Annotated in this window: 17 protein-coding genes; 14 read left to right on the top strand and 3 right to left on the bottom strand. The window is 72.2% G+C overall.

Going from position 1 to position 18,449, the window contains the following annotated elements:
- Nucleotides 1-5 precede the first annotated feature (5 nt).
- The 3 genes from NI17_RS12770 to NI17_RS12760 are packed head-to-tail and all read right to left on the bottom strand — an operon-like array spanning nt 6 to nt 2,799.
- A complete protein-coding gene (locus NI17_RS12770) occupies nt 6-668 on the bottom strand; it encodes a hypothetical protein (protein ID WP_068689034.1) in 663 nt (220 codons plus the stop codon).
- A complete protein-coding gene (locus NI17_RS12765) occupies nt 665-2,128 on the bottom strand; it encodes a sensor histidine kinase (RefSeq protein WP_068689036.1) in 1,464 nt (487 codons plus the stop codon). The genes NI17_RS12770 and NI17_RS12765 overlap by 4 nt, the downstream gene beginning before the upstream one ends.
- On the bottom strand, nt 2,125-2,799 hold the full coding sequence (locus tag NI17_RS12760) for a response regulator transcription factor (RefSeq protein WP_068689038.1): 675 nt from the start codon (nt 2,797-2,799) through the stop codon (nt 2,125-2,127). The genes NI17_RS12765 and NI17_RS12760 overlap by 4 nt, the downstream gene beginning before the upstream one ends.
- Nucleotides 2,800-2,983: 184 nt before the next feature.
- Between NI17_RS12760 and NI17_RS12755 the strand changes: the two genes are divergently transcribed.
- From NI17_RS12755 to NI17_RS12690, 14 genes are all read left to right on the top strand, one after another.
- The gene (locus NI17_RS12755) at nt 2,984-3,862 is read left to right on the top strand and encodes a phytanoyl-CoA dioxygenase family protein (protein ID WP_068689039.1); all 879 of its coding nucleotides are present in this window, start codon (nt 2,984-2,986) and stop codon (nt 3,860-3,862) included.
- 141 nt (nt 3,863-4,003) lie between these two features.
- Nucleotides 4,004-4,498 (top strand): MarR family winged helix-turn-helix transcriptional regulator, encoded by a 495-nt coding sequence (locus tag NI17_RS12750; protein WP_068689041.1) that lies wholly within the window; start codon nt 4,004-4,006, stop codon nt 4,496-4,498.
- Between the two features lie 160 nt (nt 4,499-4,658).
- A complete protein-coding gene (locus NI17_RS12745) occupies nt 4,659-6,101 on the top strand; it encodes an NAD(P)/FAD-dependent oxidoreductase (protein ID WP_119267789.1) in 1,443 nt (480 codons plus the stop codon).
- A 288-nt stretch (nt 6,102-6,389) separates the two neighbouring features.
- On the top strand, nt 6,390-7,418 hold the full coding sequence (argC, locus tag NI17_RS12740; RefSeq protein ID WP_068689043.1) for an N-acetyl-gamma-glutamyl-phosphate reductase: 1,029 nt from the start codon (nt 6,390-6,392) through the stop codon (nt 7,416-7,418).
- Complete coding sequence (argJ, locus tag NI17_RS12735; protein WP_068689045.1) at nt 7,415-8,566, top strand: bifunctional glutamate N-acetyltransferase/amino-acid acetyltransferase ArgJ; 1,152 nt, start codon at nt 7,415-7,417, stop codon at nt 8,564-8,566. Before argC ends, argJ begins: the two co-directional genes overlap by 4 nt.
- Nucleotides 8,563-9,471 carry an acetylglutamate kinase gene (argB, locus tag NI17_RS12730; RefSeq protein WP_068689047.1) on the top strand — a complete coding sequence of 303 codons (909 nt, stop codon included), beginning with the start codon at nt 8,563-8,565 and terminating at the stop codon, nt 9,469-9,471. The genes argJ and argB overlap by 4 nt, the downstream gene beginning before the upstream one ends.
- Nucleotides 9,468-10,679: an acetylornithine transaminase gene (locus NI17_RS12725; RefSeq protein ID WP_068689049.1), complete on the top strand. Its 1,212-nt coding sequence runs from the start codon at nt 9,468-9,470 to the stop codon at nt 10,677-10,679. The genes argB and NI17_RS12725 overlap by 4 nt, the downstream gene beginning before the upstream one ends.
- On the top strand, nt 10,676-11,209 hold the full coding sequence (locus NI17_RS12720; protein ID WP_068689051.1) for an arginine repressor: 534 nt from the start codon (nt 10,676-10,678) through the stop codon (nt 11,207-11,209). The genes NI17_RS12725 and NI17_RS12720 overlap by 4 nt, the downstream gene beginning before the upstream one ends.
- Nucleotides 11,210-11,275: 66 nt before the next feature.
- Complete coding sequence (locus NI17_RS12715; RefSeq protein ID WP_068689053.1) at nt 11,276-12,475, top strand: argininosuccinate synthase; 1,200 nt, start codon at nt 11,276-11,278, stop codon at nt 12,473-12,475.
- Nucleotides 12,476-12,591: 116 nt separating this feature from the next.
- The gene (gene argH / locus NI17_RS12710; RefSeq protein ID WP_119267821.1) at nt 12,592-14,022 is read left to right on the top strand and encodes an argininosuccinate lyase; all 1,431 of its coding nucleotides are present in this window, start codon (nt 12,592-12,594) and stop codon (nt 14,020-14,022) included.
- Nucleotides 14,023-14,471: 449 nt separating this feature from the next.
- On the top strand, nt 14,472-16,820 hold the full coding sequence (locus tag NI17_RS12705; RefSeq protein ID WP_068689055.1) for a sensor histidine kinase: 2,349 nt from the start codon (nt 14,472-14,474) through the stop codon (nt 16,818-16,820).
- 185 nt (nt 16,821-17,005) lie between these two features.
- Nucleotides 17,006-17,428 (top strand): roadblock/LC7 domain-containing protein, encoded by a 423-nt coding sequence (locus tag NI17_RS12700; RefSeq protein ID WP_068689180.1) that lies wholly within the window; start codon nt 17,006-17,008, stop codon nt 17,426-17,428.
- Nucleotides 17,425-17,808 (top strand): DUF742 domain-containing protein, encoded by a 384-nt coding sequence (locus NI17_RS12695; protein ID WP_068689057.1) that lies wholly within the window; start codon nt 17,425-17,427, stop codon nt 17,806-17,808. Before NI17_RS12700 ends, NI17_RS12695 begins: the two co-directional genes overlap by 4 nt.
- Nucleotides 17,789-18,421 (top strand): GTP-binding protein, encoded by a 633-nt coding sequence (locus NI17_RS12690; protein ID WP_068689059.1) that lies wholly within the window; start codon nt 17,789-17,791, stop codon nt 18,419-18,421. The genes NI17_RS12695 and NI17_RS12690 overlap by 20 nt, the downstream gene beginning before the upstream one ends.
- The last annotated feature ends 28 nt before the right edge of the window (nt 18,422-18,449 follow it).

Raw genomic sequence — 18,449 nt, 5'->3', positions numbered from 1 at the left:
GGTCCTCACCAGTGTTCGATCTCCGACCAGTCCTGCGGGGCGGCGCCGTCGCAGTCCTCCGGTCCGAGAGCCGCGGTGTCGCGGTGGATCCTGCCGCCTCCGGACACGCGCACCGACTCCACTCCGTGGACACGCAGCCCGGTGCAGACCACCTGCAGTGCGCCGTCGAGCGCCAGGGGAGCCCCGGACTGCTGCGGTACCGGGGTCTCGGCCACCACGCCGGGGCCGTTGTCGGGGGCCAGCGTGGTGCTCGGCGTGGCGAACACGGTCACGTCGTCCGCCGTGGCGTGGACGTGCAGTTCACCGCCGTCCAGAACCTCCGCCCAGCGCAGCACGGCCGGTGGGCCCAGCGCGCTCCACAGGCCCCGCTCCTGCTCCTCGGGAGTGGGCCCGTCCCACAGCAGTGTGAGCACCTCCCAGGCGTCGGACGGGTCGGTGTCCCGCCACACCGGGGTGAGGCGGGCGTCGGAGTCGAACAGGTAGACCAGTGTTCCGGCGTCCGTGCTTCCCTGGGCGACGGGAGCCGGACCGGCGTCGATGGTGCCGCTGTCGCGCACCCCGCAGCCGCCGGCCGCCAGCGCGACGCACAGCGCCAGCGCCCCCGGAGCCGCGCTGCGGCCCCCCGGAGCGGCGGGCCTGCGAGGACGGCGTCGTCCCGGTGTGGTCATCGGTTCTCCTTCACGGGTTGCGGCAGGAGGAGGGTGAAGACCGCTCCTCTGTCGTTGTGCGCGGTCAGCGTGCCCTTGTGGAGGACCGCGTTGGCGTGGGCGATGGACAGTCCCAGGCCGCTGCCCGCGCCGCCGGAGCGGGCGGTGTCGGCTTTGACGAACCGTTCGAAGACGTCGGTCAGCAGTTCCGGAGCGATGCCGGGCCCCCGGTCGCGCACCCGGACCTCCAGCACGGGCGGGGTCCGGGCCGTGTCCAGCCGCGCGGTCACCGTCACCGGAGGGGCGCCGTGCCGCAGCGCGTTGCCCACCAGGTTGGACAGGATGACGTCGAAGCGGCGCGGGTCGACCGACGCGCGCAGTTCCGGATCGGCGCGGATCTCGACCCGCTCCGCCCAGCCCCGGGCACGCACGCACTCCCACAGCGCCTCGCGCACCGCGATCTCGTCGGGGTTGAGCGCGCTCACGCCCGCGTCCAGGCGGCTGATCTCCAGAAGGTCCTCCACCAGGCGGCGCAGGCGGCGGGTCTCCTCGGCGATGATCCGTGCGGCGGTGCCCGCGTCCGGCGGCATCTGCCGGGCCTCGTCCTCCAGTACGTCGATCAGGGCGGTCAGCGAGGTCAGCGGGGTGCGCAGCTCGTGGGAGACGTCGGCGGCGAAGCGGCGCGCCTGGCTCTCCAGTCGGCGCAGCTCCTCCATGTTGGCCTGCAGCGTCGCGGCGCTGCGGTTGAAGGTCCGGGCGAGTTCGGAGAGCTCGTCGCCGCCGCGCGCCTCGATGCGGGTGTCCAGGTGGCCCTCGCCGAGGCGGCGCGCGGCGTCCCGCAGGCGGCGCACCGGCCGCAGCACACTGCTGGCCAGCAGGGCGCCGACGACCACGGCCGCCACGAACGCGCTGCCGCCCGCCCGCGCCAGCGAGCCCTGGAGCCGGGAGATCTGCGCCTCCTGGGCGGAGAGGCTGACGAACACGAAGACACGCAGCGGACTCTGCCGGGCGCCGCCGTCGGCGTCGGCGATGTGGACCCGGGTGCCCACGACCAGCCAGGGGCGGCCCTCGATGGTGACCCGCTGGCAGCCGATGCCCGTCTCGGCCAGGTCGCGCAGGTTCGGGGGAACGTCCTCGATCCGGGCGCCGCTGGAGACGCGGACCGTGTCCTCCACGAGGATCAGCGCCTGGCCCTGGGTGCGGCGGCGCAGTTCCAACGCGAGCTCCTCCAGCGGCTGCTGGGGGACCGACTCGGGGTCCAGTGACGGGTTGACCAGGGCCGGAGGGACCTGGTGGGTCAGCACCTGGCGGACCTGTTCGAGCGCGGTGTCCTGGGCCTGCTGCATCAGTGCCCGGTGGAAGAGGACGGAGCCGATCCCCGACGCCAGAAGCGTCGAGACCAGCGCCATCACGGTCAGCGCGCTGATCAGGCGGAGCCGCAGGGAGAACAGACCGCGGGGACGGGGGGTGGACGCGGTCACGGCGGGGAGAAGCGGTAGCCGAAGCCCCGGACGGTCTGGATGAGGACCGGAGACGCCGGATCGGCCTCGATCTTGGCCCGGACCCGCTGGATGCAGGCGTCGACGAGGCGGGAGTCCCCCAGGTAGTCGTGTTCCCACACGTCGCGCAGCAGTTGCTGGCGGCTCAGGGCCTTCCCGGGGTGGCGGGTCAGTTCCAGCAGCAGACGCAGTTCGGTGGGGGTGAGGTGGAGGTCCTCGCCGTGCCGGGTGACCCGGAGCGCCGCCCGGTCCACGACCAGGTCGCCGTAGACGGACCGGTTGAGCGGCTGGTTCTCCGCACGGCGCAGGACCGCGCGGATCCGGGCGTCCAGCACGCGCGGTTCGACGGGTTTGACGACGTAGTCGTCGGCGCCCGCCTCCAGGCCCATGATCACGTCGATGTCGTCGCTGCGGGCGGTGAGCAGGATGATGGGGAGCTCGTCGGAGTGCCGGACACGGCGGCACACCTCCAGGCCGTCCATCCGGGGCAGCATGATGTCCAGCACGACCAGTTCGGGCCGTCGGGAGCGGATCGTCTGCAGCGCCTCCTCGCCGGTGGCGCGGGCCGTCACCGAGTGGCCGAGCCTGGTCAGGGCCAGTTCCAGGCCCACTCTCGCGGAGGGGTCGTCCTCCACCAACAGGATCGCGGTCACCGGGACATTATCGCCGCACACCGCACGTGACAGCCGCAGAGGCGGCCGACTGTTGCAGAATCCGGACAATGTGCCTGATCTGTTGCTTTTTGCCGACACGGCGTTGGAGGGGGAGCGCCACCGTGGACGGTGTCGGAGTGGTGCCGACCATGGCGCCGCCGACCACGCCGAGACGAGGAGTGAGATGACCGGCACGACCGTGGCGCACTGGAACAACGTGATCACCAGGCAGCAGCGCGAGCAGTTCGAGACATACGGGTTCCTGACCGTCAAGGGCGCCCTCGGCCAGGAGGAGGTCGCGCGGCTCACCGAGGCCGTGGACCGCCTCCACGCGGAGGAGGAGCGGGCGGGGCGCCTGGACGCCGACGGCAACATGCACCTGCTGGCCTGCCTGTTCCGGGACGAGGCGTTCCTGGAACTGCTCGACCATCCGGCGACCTTCCCCATCGTGTGGGGGATGCTCGGGTGGAACATCTTCGGCTTCCACTCGCACGCAGACGTGCACCCGCCCCTGCCGGGGCCGCGGCCGCGCCGATGGCGCTGGCACCAGGACGGCGGCCGGATCAACCTGGAGGTGGAGACGCCGGTGACCCGGCCGCGGCTGTCGGTGAAGTGCTCCTACTGGCTCTCCGACGCCTCGGAGCCGGGACGCGGCAACTTCATGGTGGTGCCCGGCAGCCACCGGACCAACACCCTGCAGCGCCCGCGGAACCTGGACGACTACGGCGAGGACCCGCCCGGCGCGGTCGAACTGACGGCCGAACCGGGAGACGCCATCGTCTTCGACCGCCGGATCTGGCACACCCGGACCGACAACCACTCCGAGGTGACCCGCAAGGCGGTCTTCGTCGCCTACACCTACCGTTGGATGCGTCCCTACGACTACACCGAGGCCCCGGCCGAACTGCTGGAGCGGCTGTCGCCGGTCCGCAGGCAGCTTCTGGGGGAGGGGGCCGACCCCCTGCAGTACTGGGGACGCGGTGACGCCGAGAGGCCCCCGCTCTTCCGGGAGTTGGACGCCGCCGGTCTCCTCGACCTCTCCGTCCCCAACCAGCGTCCCTGAGGTGCGGGCCGTGCCCGGGGAGTCCTCCCCTCCTCGGACACGGCCCCTGAGGTGCGGTTTCCGCAGAAATTAGTTAACTGAGAAGATATCTGTTGCGTATGCTGGGACCGGCTGTGCCACCGCAGCCGTTAGGGGGGCCGCATGGGAACGAGGAGCGACGCCGAGAGGATCACCGACGACGACCTCATCACCTGCTGGGGACTGTTCCACGAGGCACTCTCGGTGACCTCCCCCCTCCTGCTCCGGGGGATCGACCCCTCCGGCGAGGACATGTCCGGCCCCTGGTTCGAGGTGCTGATCCGGTTGCAGCGCTCCCCCCGGAACCGCCTGCCGATGAGCCAGTTGGCCCGCGAGGTCTCCCTGAGCAGCGGCGGGTTCACCAAGCTGGCCGACCGGTTGGAGCGCAACGGCTACCTGGCGCGCCAGGCCTGCCCCTCGGACCGCCGGGTCACCTACGCCACCCTCACCGAGAAGGGCCGCACCCTCGCCGAACGGGCCCGGGCCCGGCACGTCGCGCTGCTGCGCGAGCACGTGCTCGCCCCGCTGGGTCCCGAGGGGGTGCGGGCACTGGCCGAGCAGGCGCGCAGACTGCGCGACAGCTCCCGCCGGACCGAGGAGGGCGGCGAGCGGAGGTGACGGCGGCGCCCACCGGGGGAGCGGCGGGACTCCTTCACCGGAATGCGTCTTCTTCGCCACAGCCGCCCTCCGCTAGTTTGGGAGACCACGTACGACACGAGGTGCGCCTGAAGCGGGGGCGTAGGCGCCACCGCGGAGCGTCCGGGGGAGGCAGACACACATGGGACTCATCGCCAGCGCGGCCGAGATGCGCGCCATTCCCCGCTCGAAGGAGTTCCGCAACGGCGGGGTGTCCTTCTGGTACCGCGAACTGGGAGTTCCCGAACGCCGTGCCGCCCTGCCCGGCGATGCCGACTACGACGTGTGCGTCGTCGGCGCCGGATACACCGGCCTGTGGACCGCCTACTACCTCAAGAAGGAACAGCCCGACCTGCGCGTGGCGGTCCTGGAACGGGAGTTCGCGGGCTTCGGCGCGTCGGGCCGCAACGGCGGCTGGCTGTCGGCCGAGTTCGCCGGGTCGCGGGAACGCTACGCCAAGTCGCACGGCAAGGGAGCGATGATCGCGCTCCAACGCGCCATGATGGCCTCGGTCGACGAGGTCATCGGGGTGGCCGAGGCCGAGGGGATCGACGCCGACATCGTCAAGGGCGGCATGCGCATCGTGGCGACCAACCAGGCGCAGAAGGCCCGCCTCCTGGAGGAGATCACCTACCTGCAGGAGTGGGGGTACTGGCCCGAGGACTACTACCTGCTGGGACCCGACCACGAGCCGCGGCTGCGCGTGGACGGCGCGGTGGCCGAGGCGTTCAGCCCGCACGCCGCGCGCGTCCAACCGGCCAAGCTCGTCCGCGGCCTGGCCGCCGCGGTCGAGGCGCTCGGCGTGGACATCTTCGAAAGCACCGCGGTCATCGAGATCCGACCGCGCAAGGGAGACCAGCGGCCCGCCGCGGTGACCGAGCACGGCACGGTCCGCGCCGACCACGTCATCCGCGCCACCGAGGGGTTCACCGCCGAACTCAACGGCTACCGCCGCCAGTGGCTGCCCATGAACTCCTCGATGATCGTCACCGAGCCGCTGAGCGCCGAGGTGTGGAAGCGGATCGGCTGGGAGGGCGGGGAGGTCCTCGGCGACGCCGCACACGCCTACATCTACGCCCAGCGCACCGCCGACGGCCGCATCGCCATCGGCGGACGGGGGGTGCCCTACCGGTTCGGTTCCGGCCACGACGACAACGGCGTCACCCAGCCGCAGGCGATCGCGGAACTGTGGCGGGCGCTGGCCCGGCTGTTCCCCGCCGCGTCCGAGACCCCCGTGGCGCACGCCTGGTCCGGTGTCCTGGGGGTTCCCCGGGACTGGTGCCCCGCCGTGCGCCTGGACCGCTCCGAGGGACTGGGCTGGGCCGGAGGGTACGTCGGCAGCGGCGTCACCACCTCCAACCTGGCCGGGCGCACCCTGTGCGACCTGGTCCTGGAACGCAGCACCGAACTGACCCGGCTGCCCTGGGTGGGCCACCAGGTGCGCGGCTGGGAGCCCGAGCCGCTGCGGTGGATCGGCACGCACCTCGTCTACGGCCTCTACCGCACCGCCGACCGGCGCGAGTCCTCCCGAACCGTCGAGACCTCGACGCTCGCCGAGCTGGCCTCCAGGCTCTCGGGACGCTGACCGGGCCGCCGCGGTTCCGGGCGGCCCGGACCCGGGGGTGCGGTCTCGCTCCAGGAGAGCGTCCCGGGCGGCCTCGGCCCCGGAGGGGTGGGTGACCCCAGTCCAGCAGAGGGCGGACATCGTTGGGGGCACACTCCCCGGGCGGGTCTCCTCCGTCGTCCCCCCGGGCCGGGTCCGTCCGGCACCCCCCGCCCGACCGTGGGGTGAGGTCCTATACACTGGCTTGCATAACTTTCCAGTGCAGTGCATGATGGTGCACGTCGCACCCGGCCCAGGGGGGAGTTGAGCATGGGTTACACGGCGGCGGTCGCCGGCGCCAGCGGATACGTGGGAGGTGAACTCCTGCGCCTGCTGCTCGCCCACCCCGACATCGAGGTCGGCGCGCTCACCGCGGGCGGCAACGCCGGGACCCGGCTGGGACAGCACCACCCGCACCTGGTCCCGCTGGCCGACCGGGTGCTCGCCGAGACCACCCCCGAGACGCTGTCCGGCCACGACATCGTCTTCCTGGCGCTGCCGCACGGCCAGTCCGCCGCCCTCGCCGCCCGACTCGACGAGGACACCCTGGTCGTGGACTGCGGCGCGGACTTCCGGCTCACCGACGCCGCGGCCTGGAAGCGGTTCTACGGCTCCGACCACGCCGGGACCTGGCCCTACGGCCTGCCCGAACTGCCCGGCGCCCGCGGCGCGCTGGCGCGGACCAGACGCATCGCGGTCCCCGGCTGCTACCCGACCTGCGGAACCCTCGCCCTGCTCCCGGCCCTCGCCGAAGAGCTGGTCGAACCCGAGGCCGTGGTGGTCGCCGCCTCCGGCACCTCCGGCGCGGGCAAGGCCGCCAAACCCCACCTCATCGCCAGCGAGGTCATGGGCTCGGCGAGCGTCTACGGCGTCGGCGGCGCCCACCGGCACAACCCCGAGTTCACCCAGAACCTGTCCGCGGTGGCGGGCGTCCCGGTCCGGGTGTCCTTCACCCCCGTCCTGGTGCCGATGCCGCGCGGCATCCTGGCCACCTGCTCGGCCCCGCTCAGGCCCGGAGTCGACGCGGACGCGGCGCGCGCCGCCTACCTGCGCCACTACGACGCCGAACCCTTCGTGCACCTGCTGCCCGGGGGAAGTTGGCCCACCACCGCGATGACCCTGGGCGCCAACACCGCGATCGTCCAGGTCACCGTGGACGACGCGGCGGGCCGCCTGGTCGCGGTCGCCGCCATCGACAACCTCACCAAGGGAACCGCGGGCGGCGCGATCCAGAGCGCCAACATCGCCCTCGGCCTCCCCGAAACCACCGGACTCCCCATGACTGGAGTGGCACCGTGAGCGTTACCGCACCCCTCGGGTTCCGGGCGGCGGGGGTGGCCGCCGGGATCAAGGGCGGAGAACACCGTGACGTCGCCGTCGTTATCAACGACGGCCCCCACAGGTCCGCTGCGGCCGTCTTCACCCGCAACCGGGTCAAGGCCGCTCCGGTGCTGTGGTCGCAGCAGGTCGTCGCGGGCGGCCGGGTGCGCGCCGCGGTGCTCAACTCCGGCGGGGCCAACGCCTGCACCGGAGCCCCCGGCTTCCAGGACACCCACGCCACCGCCGAACACCTGGCCGCGGCCCTCGACGACTCCGCGGCCGAGATGGTGGTCTGCTCCACCGGCCTCATCGGCGAACGCCTGCCCATGCCGAAACTCCTCGCCGGAGTGGACGCCGCGGTGGCCGAGGCCGCCCGCGACGGCGGCCTGGACGCGGCCGACGCCATCCGCACCACCGACACCGTCTCCAAGATCGCCTTCCGGCGCGGCGACGGCTACACCGTCGGAGGCATGGCCAAGGGAGCGGGCATGCTCGCCCCGTCACTGGCCACCATGCTGTCGGTGCTCACCACCGACGCCGTGCTCACCTCCGAGCAGTGCGACGCCCTGCTGCGCGCCGCCACCGAGGTGACCTTCGACCGGCTCGACGCCGACGGCTGCACCTCCACCAACGACACCGTGCTGCTCATGAGCAGCGGAGCCTCCGGCACCACCCCCGACGAAGGCGAGTTCTCCCGCCTGCTCACCGAGGTCTGCCAGGACCTGTGCCGCCAGATGCTCGCCGACGCCGAAGGCGCCACCAAGAGCATCGCCATCGAGGTCGTGGGCGCGGCCAGCACCGCCGACGCGGTCGCCGTCGGACGCGCCGTCGCCCGCAACGCGCTGTTCAAGTGCGCGATCTACGGCGAGGACCCCAACTGGGGCCGGGTGCTCTCCGCGGTGGGCACCACCGACGCCGTCTTCGAACCCGACCAGCTCAACGTCGCCATCAACGGCGTGTGGGTGTGCCGGAGCGGGGCCGTCGGCGACGACCGGTCCAAGGTCAACCTCAAACCCCGCGACGTCACCGTCACCGTGGACCTCGCCGCGGGCTCCGCCGCGGCCACGGTGTGGACCACCGACCTGACCGTCGAATACGTGCACGAGAACTCGGCCTACTCCACATGATCTCCAGAATCCACCAGACCGCCCTGGACAAGGCGAACACCCTCATCGAGGCGCTTCCGTGGCTGAGCGCCCTCCACGGCAGGACCGTCGTCGTCAAGTACGGCGGCAACGCCATGACCGACCCCGGACTGCGGGCGCGGTTCGCCGAGAACATCGTGTTCCTGCGCTACGCCGGGCTGCGCCCGGTCGTCGTGCACGGTGGCGGTCCCCAGATCAACGCGCACCTGGAACGGCTCGGCGTGGAGAGCACCTTCGCGGGCGGACTGCGGGTCACCACGCCCGAGACGATGGAGGTCGTCCGCATGGTCCTGGTCGGCCAGGTCAACCGAGAGATCGTCGGGCTGGTCAACGAGCACGGCCCCTTCGCCGTGGGGATGTCGGGCGAGGACGCCCACCTGTTCACCGCCGAACGCAAGCCCGCCATCGTGGACGGCGAACCCGTCGACATCGGCCTGGTCGGCGAGGTCGTCGACGTGCAGCCCGGCGCGGTGCGCAGCCTGCTGGACGACGGGCGGATCCCCGTCATCTCCAGCATCGCCCGCTCCGCGGAGGGCGGCGTGTACAACGTCAACGCCGACACCGCCGCCGCGGCCCTGGCCGTGGCACTGGACGCGACCAAACTCATCGTGCTCACCGACGTCGAGGGCCTCTACGCCGACTACCCGACCAACTCCGAACTGATCAGCCACCTGACCGCCGCCGAACTGGAGGGCCTGCTGCCCCGGCTGTCGTCGGGAATGGTGCCCAAGATGGAAGCCTGCCTGCGCGCGGTGCGCGGCGGAGTGCCGCAGGCGCACGTGCTCGACGGGCGGGTGCCCAACGCGATGCTGCTGGAGATCTTCACCGACGAAGGAGTCGGCACCATGGTGCTGCCGGACGAACCGGCCACGGGAGACGCCGCATGAACGCCACCGAACGGCTGCAGAAGCGCTTCGACGCGGTCCTCATGCCCAATTACGGCACCCCGCCCGTCGCGCTGGCGCGCGGTGAGGGCCGCCACGTCTTCGACGTCGACGGCAGACGCTACCTCGACCTCATCGCCGGAATCGCGGTGTCGTCGCTGGGCCACGGCCACCCGGCCCTGGTGAAGGCGGTCGCCGAGCAGACCGCCGCGCTCGCCCACACCAGCAACCTGTTCCTGCACGAACGGGAGGTCGAGCTCGCCGAGAAACTCGTCGACCTGCTCGGCGCGCCCGCCCGCGTCTTCCTCGCCAACTCCGGAACCGAGGCCAACGAGGCGGCGCTCAAACTCGTCCGACGCGCAGCGGGAGCGGAGCGGACCTACTACGTCTCCACCGTCGCGGGCTTCCACGGCCGCACCTCCGGAGCGCTGGCCCTGACCGGCAAACCCGCCATCCGCGAACCGTTCGGCCCGTTCGGGGCGGAGGTGCGGTTCGTCCCGCACGGCGACGTCGCCGCGCTGCGCCAGGCCGTCACCGAGGAGTGCGTCGCGGTCTTCGTCGAACCCGTGCAGGGCGAGGCCGGAGTCGTGCCGGCCGCCGAGGGCTACCTCGCCGCGGTCCGCGCCGTCTGCGACGACACCGGCGCCGCCTTCGTGCTCGACGAGATCCAAAGCGGCGTCGGCCGCACCGGGCGGTGGTTCGCCCACCAGGCCGAAGGGGTGCGCCCCGACGTGCTCACCCTCGCCAAGGGCCTCGGCGGGGGACTGCCCATCGGCGCGTGCGTCGGCTTCGGACGGTACGGGACCGCGTTCGCCAAGGGCGACCACGGCTCCACGTTCGGCGGCAACCCGGTCGCGGCCGCCGCCGCCCTCGCCGTCATCACCACCATCGAAAGCGACAACCTGCTCGACTCCGTCACCGAACTGGGCGACCTGCTCGCCGCGGAGATCGGTGCCGTCGACCACCCCCTGCTCGCGGGGGTGCGCGGTGCCGGACTGTGGCGGGGCGTCCAGTTGGCCACCCCCGCGGCGGCCCACGTCCAGACTCGCGCCGCCGAGGCCGGGTTCCTGGTCAACGCGGTCACCCCCGACGTGGTCCGCCTGGCCCCGCCGCTGACCGTCACCCGCGAGGAGATCCTCGAATTCACCGGGGCGCTGCCGGGCATCCTGGCCGCCGCGGCCCGAGACGCCGAGGAGGACCAGCGACGATGACCCTCGACGGTGCGAGATCCGTGCCTCCCACCAAGGCCGCCCGCCACGCCAAGATCGCCGAGATGCTGACCAGGTACGACGTCCGCTCCCAAAGCGAGTTGGCCCGCCGGCTGGCCGAGGAGGGCGTCCAGGTCACGCAGGCCACGCTCTCGCGTGACCTGGACGAGCTGGGCGCGGTCAAGCTCCGCACCGTCGACGGAAGCCTCGTCTACGTCCTGCCCGGGGAAGGCGGTGAGCGCCTGCCACGGGCGCGTCCCGACCACCTCGGACTGGAGCACGTGTCCAATTCACGCATGAGCAGACTGGCCGAGGACCTGCTGGTCTCGGCCGAGGCGTCGGCCAACATGGTCGTCGTCCGAACCCCGCCGGGGGCGGCCCAGTACCTGGCCTCGGCGATCGACCACACCGACATCCCCGCCATCCTGGGCACCATCGCGGGCGACGACACCATCCTCGTGGTCGCCCGCGACCCCCAGGGAGGCGAGGAACTCGCTTCGGCGTTGCTGCGGCTCGCCAACCGGCGCCCCTAGCCAGGGCCCACTGACCACCGTCGATCCGGGTGCACCACGCACCCGCGCTGTATAGGAGAGACACTCATGACCGAGCGGGTCGTACTCGCATACTCCGGAGGACTCGACACCTCCGTGGCCATCGGATGGATCGCCGAGGAGACCGGCGCCGAGGTCGTGGCCGTCGCCATCGACTGCGGCCAGGGCGGCGAGGACCTGGAGGTCGTCCGCCAGCGCGCCCTGGCCTGCGGCGCGGTCGAGGCCGTCGTGGCCGACGCCCGCGAGGAGTTCGCCGGCGAATACTGCGTTCCCGCCATCCAGGCCAACGCGCTCTACATGGACCGCTACCCGCTGGTCTCGGCCCTGTCGCGGCCGCTGATCGTCAAGCACCTCGCCGAGGCGGCCCGCTACCACGGGGCGACCATGGTCGCCCACGGCTGCACCGGCAAGGGCAACGACCAGGTGCGTTTCGAGGCGGGGCTGGCCGCGCTCTTCCCCGAGCTGAAGGTGCTCGCCCCGGTCCGCGACTCGGGAATGACCCGCGACAAGGCCATCGCCTTCGCCGAGGAGAAGGGCCTGCCGATCGACGTCACCAAGAAGTCGCCGTACTCCATCGACCAGAACCTGTTCGGTCGGGCCGTGGAGACCGGCTTCCTGGAGGACATCTGGAACGGCCCCATCGAGGACGTCTACTCCTACACCCAGAACCCGGCCGAACCGCGGGAACCCGACGAGCTTGTCATCTCCTTCACCTCCGGCGTGCCCACCGCCGTCGACGGCAAGGAGCTCAGCCCGCTGCAGATCATCGAGGAGCTGAACCGGCGCGCCGGAGCCCAGGGCGTGGGCCGCATCGACATGGTCGAGGACCGCCTCGTCGGCATCAAGAGCCGCGAGGTCTACGAGGCCCCCGGCGCGATCGCGCTGATCGCCGCGCACCAGGAACTGGAGAACGTCACCGTCGAGCGGGAGCTCGCCCGCTTCAAGCGCGGCGTGGACCAGCGGTGGGGCGAGCTGGTCTACGACGGCCTGTGGTTCTCCCCGCTGAAGAACGCCCTGGACAGCTTCGTCCTCGAAGCGAACAAGCACGTCACCGGTGACATCCGGATGGTGCTGCACGGGGGACGGGCGGTGGTCACCGGCCGCCGCAGCGAGGCCTCCCTCTACGAGTACGACCTGGCCACCTACGACACCGGCGACGCCTACGACCAGAGCCTGGCCCGCGGCTTCATCGACATCTGGAGCATGCCCGCCAAGATCTCCAGCATGCGCGACCAGCGGCTCGCCTGAGCGGGAGCACGCCCCCGCGCCGGACGCGGCGCCCCCGCGCGGTCCGGCCGGACCGCGCGGGGGCGCCGCGTCCCGTCCCCTCCGACCACCGACCCATCCACTGTTAAGGACCCACCGTGGCCAACGAGCGCGACGACCAGGCCGTGCGGCTGTGGGGCGGCCGTTTCAGCGGCGGCCCCTCCGAGGCGCTGGCCCGCCTCTCCCAGAGCACCCACTTCGACTGGCGCCTCGCCCGGCACGACATCGAGGGCTCGCGCGCCCACGCCCGCGTCCTGCACGCGGCCGGCCTGCTCACGCCGGACGAACTCGCCCAGATGCTGGAAGGGCTGGACCGGCTGGAGGCGGACGTCGCCTCCGGCGCCTTCACCCCGACCCCGGCCGACGAGGACGTGCACACCGCGCTGGAACGGGGCTTCATCGAACGGGTCGGCCCCGAACTGGGCGGCAGGCTGCGTGCCGGACGCTCCCGCAACGACCAGATCGCCACCCTGGTGCGCATGTACCTGCGGGAGCGGGCGCGTGTCGTCGCCGGGCTGCTGCTGGACCTCGCCGCGGCCCTGGCCGACCAGGCCGAGGCCAACATCGACGTGGCCATGCCCGGCCGCACCCACCTGCAGCACGCCCAGCCGGTGCTGCTGGCCCACCACCTGATGGCGCACGCCTGGCCGCTGGTGCGCGACGTCGAACGGCTGCGCGACTGGGACCGCCGCGCCGACGCCTCGGCCTACGGCTCCGGTGCGCTGGCCGGTTCCTCGCTGGGGCTCGACCCCGAGGCGGTCGCCGCGGACCTGGGCTTCTCCCGGGCGGTGCCCAACTCCATCGACGGCACCGCCGCCCGCGACGTCGTGGCCGAGTTCGCCTTCGTCGCGGCGATGACCGGGGTGGACCTGTCCCGGCTCGCCGAGGAGATCATCCTGTGGGCCACCAAGGAGTTCTCGTTCGTCACCCTCGACGACGCGTTCTCCACCGGCTCCTCGATCATGCCGCAGAAGAAGAACCCGGACATCGCCGAACTCGCGCGCGGCAAGGCCGGACGCCTCATCGGCGACCTCACCGGACTGCTCGGCACGCTCAAGGGGCTTCCCCTGGCCTACAACCGGGACCTGCAGGAGGACAAGGAACCGGTGTTCGACGCCGTCGACACCCTGGAGGTCCTGCTGCCCGCCTTCACCGGGATGGTCGCCACCCTCACCGTCAACGGCGAGCGGATGGCCGAGCTGGCGCCGCAGGGGTTCTCCCTGGCCACCGACATCGCCGAGTGGCTGGTCCGCCACCGGGTGCCGTTCCGCGAGGCCCACGAGATCGCGGGGGCGTGCGTGCGGATCTGCGAGGAGCGCGGCATCGACCTGCCGGAGCTGAGCGACGCCGACCTGGCGGGGATCTCGCCGCACCTGTCCCCGCGGGTCCGTGAGGTCCTGACGGTCGAGGGCTCGCTGAGGTCGCGTGCGGCGAAGGGCGGCACCGCACCCGCCAGGGTCGCCGAGCAGCTCGCCGACCTGCGGGCGACGATCGACGGACACCGCGAGTTCGCGACTTCGGCTTCCTGAACCCGCCCGGACGCGCTCCTCCCCCAACCTCCCGGCACCACCCTGGAGACCAATGCCGGGAGGTTGGGCGGGTGAGGTGTTCCACCCAGGCCCCCGGGGGCCGCCAGGGGGTGGCGCTGGAGTGGGGAGGCGCCCCGGCGCCGACCCACCCGCGCCCCCGCCTTCCCGCACCCCACCGGTGAGCCCGCACCACAGCACCCCGGCCCACCCCCTCGGGTGGGCCTGTCCTGCAACGCTTCTCGCCCGTCTCCCGGGGTGGTGCCGCCCGCCCCCCGGCCGAGGCCGCCCGGACGCTCTCCTCCCCCAACCTCCCGGCATCACCCTAAAGACGGGTTTGGCCAAAGCTCCCACACCTGTGGGGTGTTTCCGGTAGCGTCCAGTCACGACACCGTCGGTGCGAGCTCCATAACGATCAGTAGCTGGCGTATCACGGTGTGGGGGAGGGGTTCATGACCGAGCCGGACGGTACGGACCGCGGTATCAGGGCACAGCTCAACAAGATCGTGCTGATCCCAGCGGTCACTTTTCTTGTCCTGTTCGTCGTGCTGAGCGCGGCCACGGTGGCCCAGGCGCTGACGCTGCGCACGGCCGCGGCCACAAGCGAGGAGGGCGCCCAACTCTACTCCGCTCTGGTGGAGCTGCAGCGGGAGCGTGGACTCGCCGCGGAGCACCTGGGCGCTCCGTCCGCCGAGAGCCTGGGGGCGCTGCGCGCCCAGCAGGCGGCGGTCGACGAGGCCCTGGCCGAGGTGGAACTGGACGACGAGGACGCCTTCGAGGTCGATCTCCGCTCCACGCTGGCCGAACGGGGCCCGCTGCGCGAGGACGTGGCCGCCGGGCGGATCGACCGGACCGACAGCCACAGGCGCTACAGCGCCATCATCGTCGCGGGCATCGACCACTACGCGGCGCACAGCCGGCAGTTCGGCGACGGCGCCGCCGTCGCCGTGGGAGGCGTCCTCGTCCAGACGATGCGCGCCCAGGAGACCTTCGCGCAGGCCGACGCGGTGCTGGCGGGCGCGCGGGCGGCGGGCGAGCTCACCGCGGCAGACCAGACCGCGTTCTCCGGGCTGATCAGCGAACTCGAACGGCGCCTGAACGAACTGCGGTGGGCGCTGACCGAACCCGCGGCCCGCGACTACGTCGCACTCGCCGAGTCGTCCGAGTGGAGCCGGATGGTCGACACCGCGGGACAGATCACCTCCTGGCGGCTGACCGCGGGACCCCGGACCGAACCCGAGGCGGAACCGGACGACACCCTGCCGTCGGCCGTGGCCGACTGGGACTCCGACGCCGACAGCGTCAACACCATGCTCGTCGCGATGACCAACACCCAGGCGCGGGCGACCGTGGAGGCGACGAAGGCGGCGGGCGCCCAGGTGCTCTCCACCGCGATCGGCGGATCGATCCTGGCCCTGTTCGCGGGCGCCCTCGCCTACGGCATCGCCTCCAAGACCGCGGTCAGGCTCACCGACCGGCTGTCCCGCCTGCGCCGCGACACCCTGGACCTGGCCGAAGGCGAGCTGCCGGAGATCGTCCGCCGCCTCGGACGGGGAGAGGACGTCGACCTGGGAGTGCAGCCGCGTCGCCTCGACTACGGCGGCGACGAGATCGGCCAGGTCGCCGACGCGTTCAACACCGCCCAGCGCACGGCGGTGGCCGCGGCCGTCAGACAGGTCGAGATCCGCGAGGGCGCCAACCGGGTGTTCCTGGCCCTGGCCCACCGCGACCAGTCCCTGCTGCAGCGCCAACTCCGCCTGCTCGACCGCATCGAACGCGAGGAGGAGGACCCCGACCTCCTGGAGGACCTGTTCCACCTGGACCACCTGGCGACCCGGGGGCGGCGCAACGCCGAGAACCTCATCATCCTCGCCGGAGGCAGGTCGGGGCGGCGCTGGCGGTCCCCCATCCCGCTGGTCGACGTGCTGCGCAGCGCCGTCTCCGAGGTCGAGGAGTACGCGAGGATCACCGTGCTCCCGGCACCGGACCGGGCGCTCCGCGGTGAGGTCGTCGCCGACGTCATCCACCTGTTCGCCGAACTCGTGGAGAACGCCGCACGCTACTCGCCGCCGTACACCAGGGTCGAGGTGCACAGCGAGGTGGTGCCCAGGGGACTGGCGGTGGAGATCAGCGACCAGGGCCTGGGCATGAGCGAGGAGAGTCTGGCCGAGGCCAACGAACGGCTCGCCACGGTCCCCGAGTTCGACGTGGTGGCTCTCGACGAGGACCCCCGGCTGGGGCTGTTCGTGGTGGCTCGTCTGGCCGCCAGGTACGACATCCAGGTGCGGCTGTGCGCCGCACCCTACGGCGGGACCCGGGCGGTCGTGCTGATCCCGAACGGACTGGTGGTCCAGACCGGTTCCCGGACCGCCGCCGACGAGGAGACCGGACCCGCCGACGATCCCGCCGACGACCGGCAGGGGGCCGGACGCTCCCCGGCCGAGGAGGTCCCCCCCACCGAGCGTGCGGCGCCGGCACTTCCGGAGGCCCGGGAGCCCGGGCCGCCGGACCGTTCGGCCGCGCAGGAACGGCCGGACACGACGGCCGGGGGAGGACCTCCCGCCGGATCCGGGGCACAGAACGGCGCGGACTCCCGCCCCCCGCTTCCCAGACGCCGCCGGCAGACCCATCTCGCGCCCCCTCTCCGGGACGGAACCGGCCCCGAGGGGGACGTCCCGGAACCGACCGCTCCGCGGAGAACACCGGAGGAGGCGCGACGGATGATGGAGGCCTTCCACAGCGGCACCCGCAGGGGGCGCCGGAGCGACCCGACACAGGTCTCCGAGACCGTGTCCGAGTAGGCGTTCCCATGGGGCGACACGTGTCCGCCGCCTCGCCGACCGCCATCCGTCTCCGGGGGCGCGCGGAGCAGGGCTCCGCCGGTCCCGCGACCGTCCGCGCATCCGCGGCACGTCGAAGACGCGCTGCCCGGATCACGGCAGACAGCCCGGAACCACAGAAATCGACACGAATGGGTGAGAACCGGATGAGTAACGCCCCAGGAAACCTCAACTGGCTCCTCGACGACCTGGTCGACCGCGTCGTGGGAGCCGACCACGCCATCGTGCTGTCCGCGGACGGCCTGCTCATCGGCAGGTCCCGCGGCCTCTCCGACGAGGAGGGCGAGCACCTGTCGGCGGTCGCGTCGGCGTTCCAGAGCCTGGCCCGCGGAACCAGCAGCCAGTTCGACGGGGGAGCGGTGCTGCAGACCATCGTGGAGATGGAGCGCGCCTACCTGTTCGTCACGGCCGCGGGCGAAGGCGCGTGCATGGCCGTCCTCGCCGACGAGCAGGCCGACGTGGGGATGATCGCCTACGAGATGAACGCCCGCATCAAGCGGGTCGGTCAGTTCCTGAGCAGTGCCCCGAGGTTCCCCGAAACCGCCGACCGCGTCCCAACCGGCTCATGAGCGGCCACCGCGGCTCCGACAGGACCCCCGCGTGGGACGATGCCCCCGGGCCGCTGGTACGCCCCTACACGGTGACCGGCGGCCGGACCCGTTCGGGGCAGACCCGGCTGGACATGATCAGCACCGTCGTCGCCTCGCGGCGCGAGGCGGACACCTCGCTGCTGCAGCCCGAGCATCTCTCCATCCTGCGACTGTGCCGCTCCCCGATGTCGGTGGCCGAGGTCGCGGCCCACCTGGACCTGCCCATGACCGTGGTCAAGGTGCTGCTGGGAGACCTCGTCGCCAAAGGTTTCGTCCTGGCCCGAGCCCCGATGCCCCGGACCGAGGCACCCGAGATGACCCTACTCCAGGCGGTTCTCGATGGCATTCGCAGACTCTGACGCGCCCGCGGGTGAGGCCCCGCTGCCGGCGGCGCTCAAGATCCTCGTCGCGGGTGGATTCGGCGCGGGCAAGACCACCATGGTCGGCTCGGTCAGCGAGATCACCCCGCTCAGCACCGAGGAGGTGATGACCGAGGCCAGTCTCGGCGTGGACGACCTGTCGGGGGTGGAGAGCAAGACCACCACCACCGTCGCGCTGGACTTCGGGCGGATCACCGTCAGCTCCGAACTGGTGCTCTACCTGTTCGGCACCCCCGGCCAGGAGCGGTTCTGGTTCATGTGGAACGAACTGGCCTCGGGCGCACTGGGGGCGGTGGTGATCGCCGACACCCGCCGCCTGGAGTCCTGCTTTCCGTCGGTGGACTTCTTCGAACGCCGCGGCATCCCCTTCGTGGTGGCGGTGAACCGCTTCGACGACACGCCGTCCTACACCGCCGAGGAGCTCCGTGAGGCCGTGGACGTCGAACCGGACGTCCCCGTCGTGCAGGCCGACGCCCGCAGGCGCGAATCCGGCAAGGAGGTGCTGATCACCCTGGTACGGCACGTCATCAGGCGCCGGTCCCCCGCCGGAACGGGGCGCGCGGCACCCCGGCGTGCCACAACCATGGGATGATCCGTTACCACGGCGCGATCTTCACCGC

The organism is Thermobifida halotolerans, from assembly GCF_003574835.2.
Classification (GTDB): Bacteria; Actinomycetota; Actinomycetes; order Streptosporangiales; family Streptosporangiaceae; genus Thermobifida; species Thermobifida halotolerans.
This window is presented reverse-complemented; position numbering and strand designations above follow the sequence as displayed.

Excerpts from the sequence above, each read along its gene's own strand:
- NI17_RS12720 (WP_068689051.1), top strand. The coding sequence starts at position 10,676 with ATGACCCTCGACGGTGCGAGATCCGTGCCTCCCACCAAGGCCGCCCGC.
- NI17_RS12755 (WP_068689039.1), top strand. The coding sequence starts at position 2,984 with ATGACCGGCACGACCGTGGCGCACTGGAACAACGTGATCACCAGGCAG.
- NI17_RS12705 (WP_068689055.1), top strand. The coding sequence starts at position 14,472 with ATGACCGAGCCGGACGGTACGGACCGCGGTATCAGGGCACAGCTCAAC.
- NI17_RS12770 (WP_068689034.1), bottom strand. The coding sequence starts at position 668 with ATGACCACACCGGGACGACGCCGTCCTCGCAGGCCCGCCGCTCCGGGG.
- argC (WP_068689043.1), top strand. The coding sequence starts at position 6,390 with ATGGGTTACACGGCGGCGGTCGCCGGCGCCAGCGGATACGTGGGAGGT.
- NI17_RS12715 (WP_068689053.1), top strand. The coding sequence starts at position 11,276 with ATGACCGAGCGGGTCGTACTCGCATACTCCGGAGGACTCGACACCTCC.
- NI17_RS12745 (WP_119267789.1), top strand. The coding sequence starts at position 4,659 with ATGGGACTCATCGCCAGCGCGGCCGAGATGCGCGCCATTCCCCGCTCG.
- NI17_RS12750 (WP_068689041.1), top strand. The coding sequence starts at position 4,004 with ATGGGAACGAGGAGCGACGCCGAGAGGATCACCGACGACGACCTCATC.
- NI17_RS12695 (WP_068689057.1), top strand. The coding sequence starts at position 17,425 with ATGAGCGGCCACCGCGGCTCCGACAGGACCCCCGCGTGGGACGATGCC.
- NI17_RS12690 (WP_068689059.1), top strand. The coding sequence starts at position 17,789 with ATGGCATTCGCAGACTCTGACGCGCCCGCGGGTGAGGCCCCGCTGCCG.
- NI17_RS12725 (WP_068689049.1), top strand. The coding sequence starts at position 9,468 with ATGAACGCCACCGAACGGCTGCAGAAGCGCTTCGACGCGGTCCTCATG.
- NI17_RS12700 (WP_068689180.1), top strand. The coding sequence starts at position 17,006 with ATGAGTAACGCCCCAGGAAACCTCAACTGGCTCCTCGACGACCTGGTC.
- argB (WP_068689047.1), top strand. The coding sequence starts at position 8,563 with ATGATCTCCAGAATCCACCAGACCGCCCTGGACAAGGCGAACACCCTC.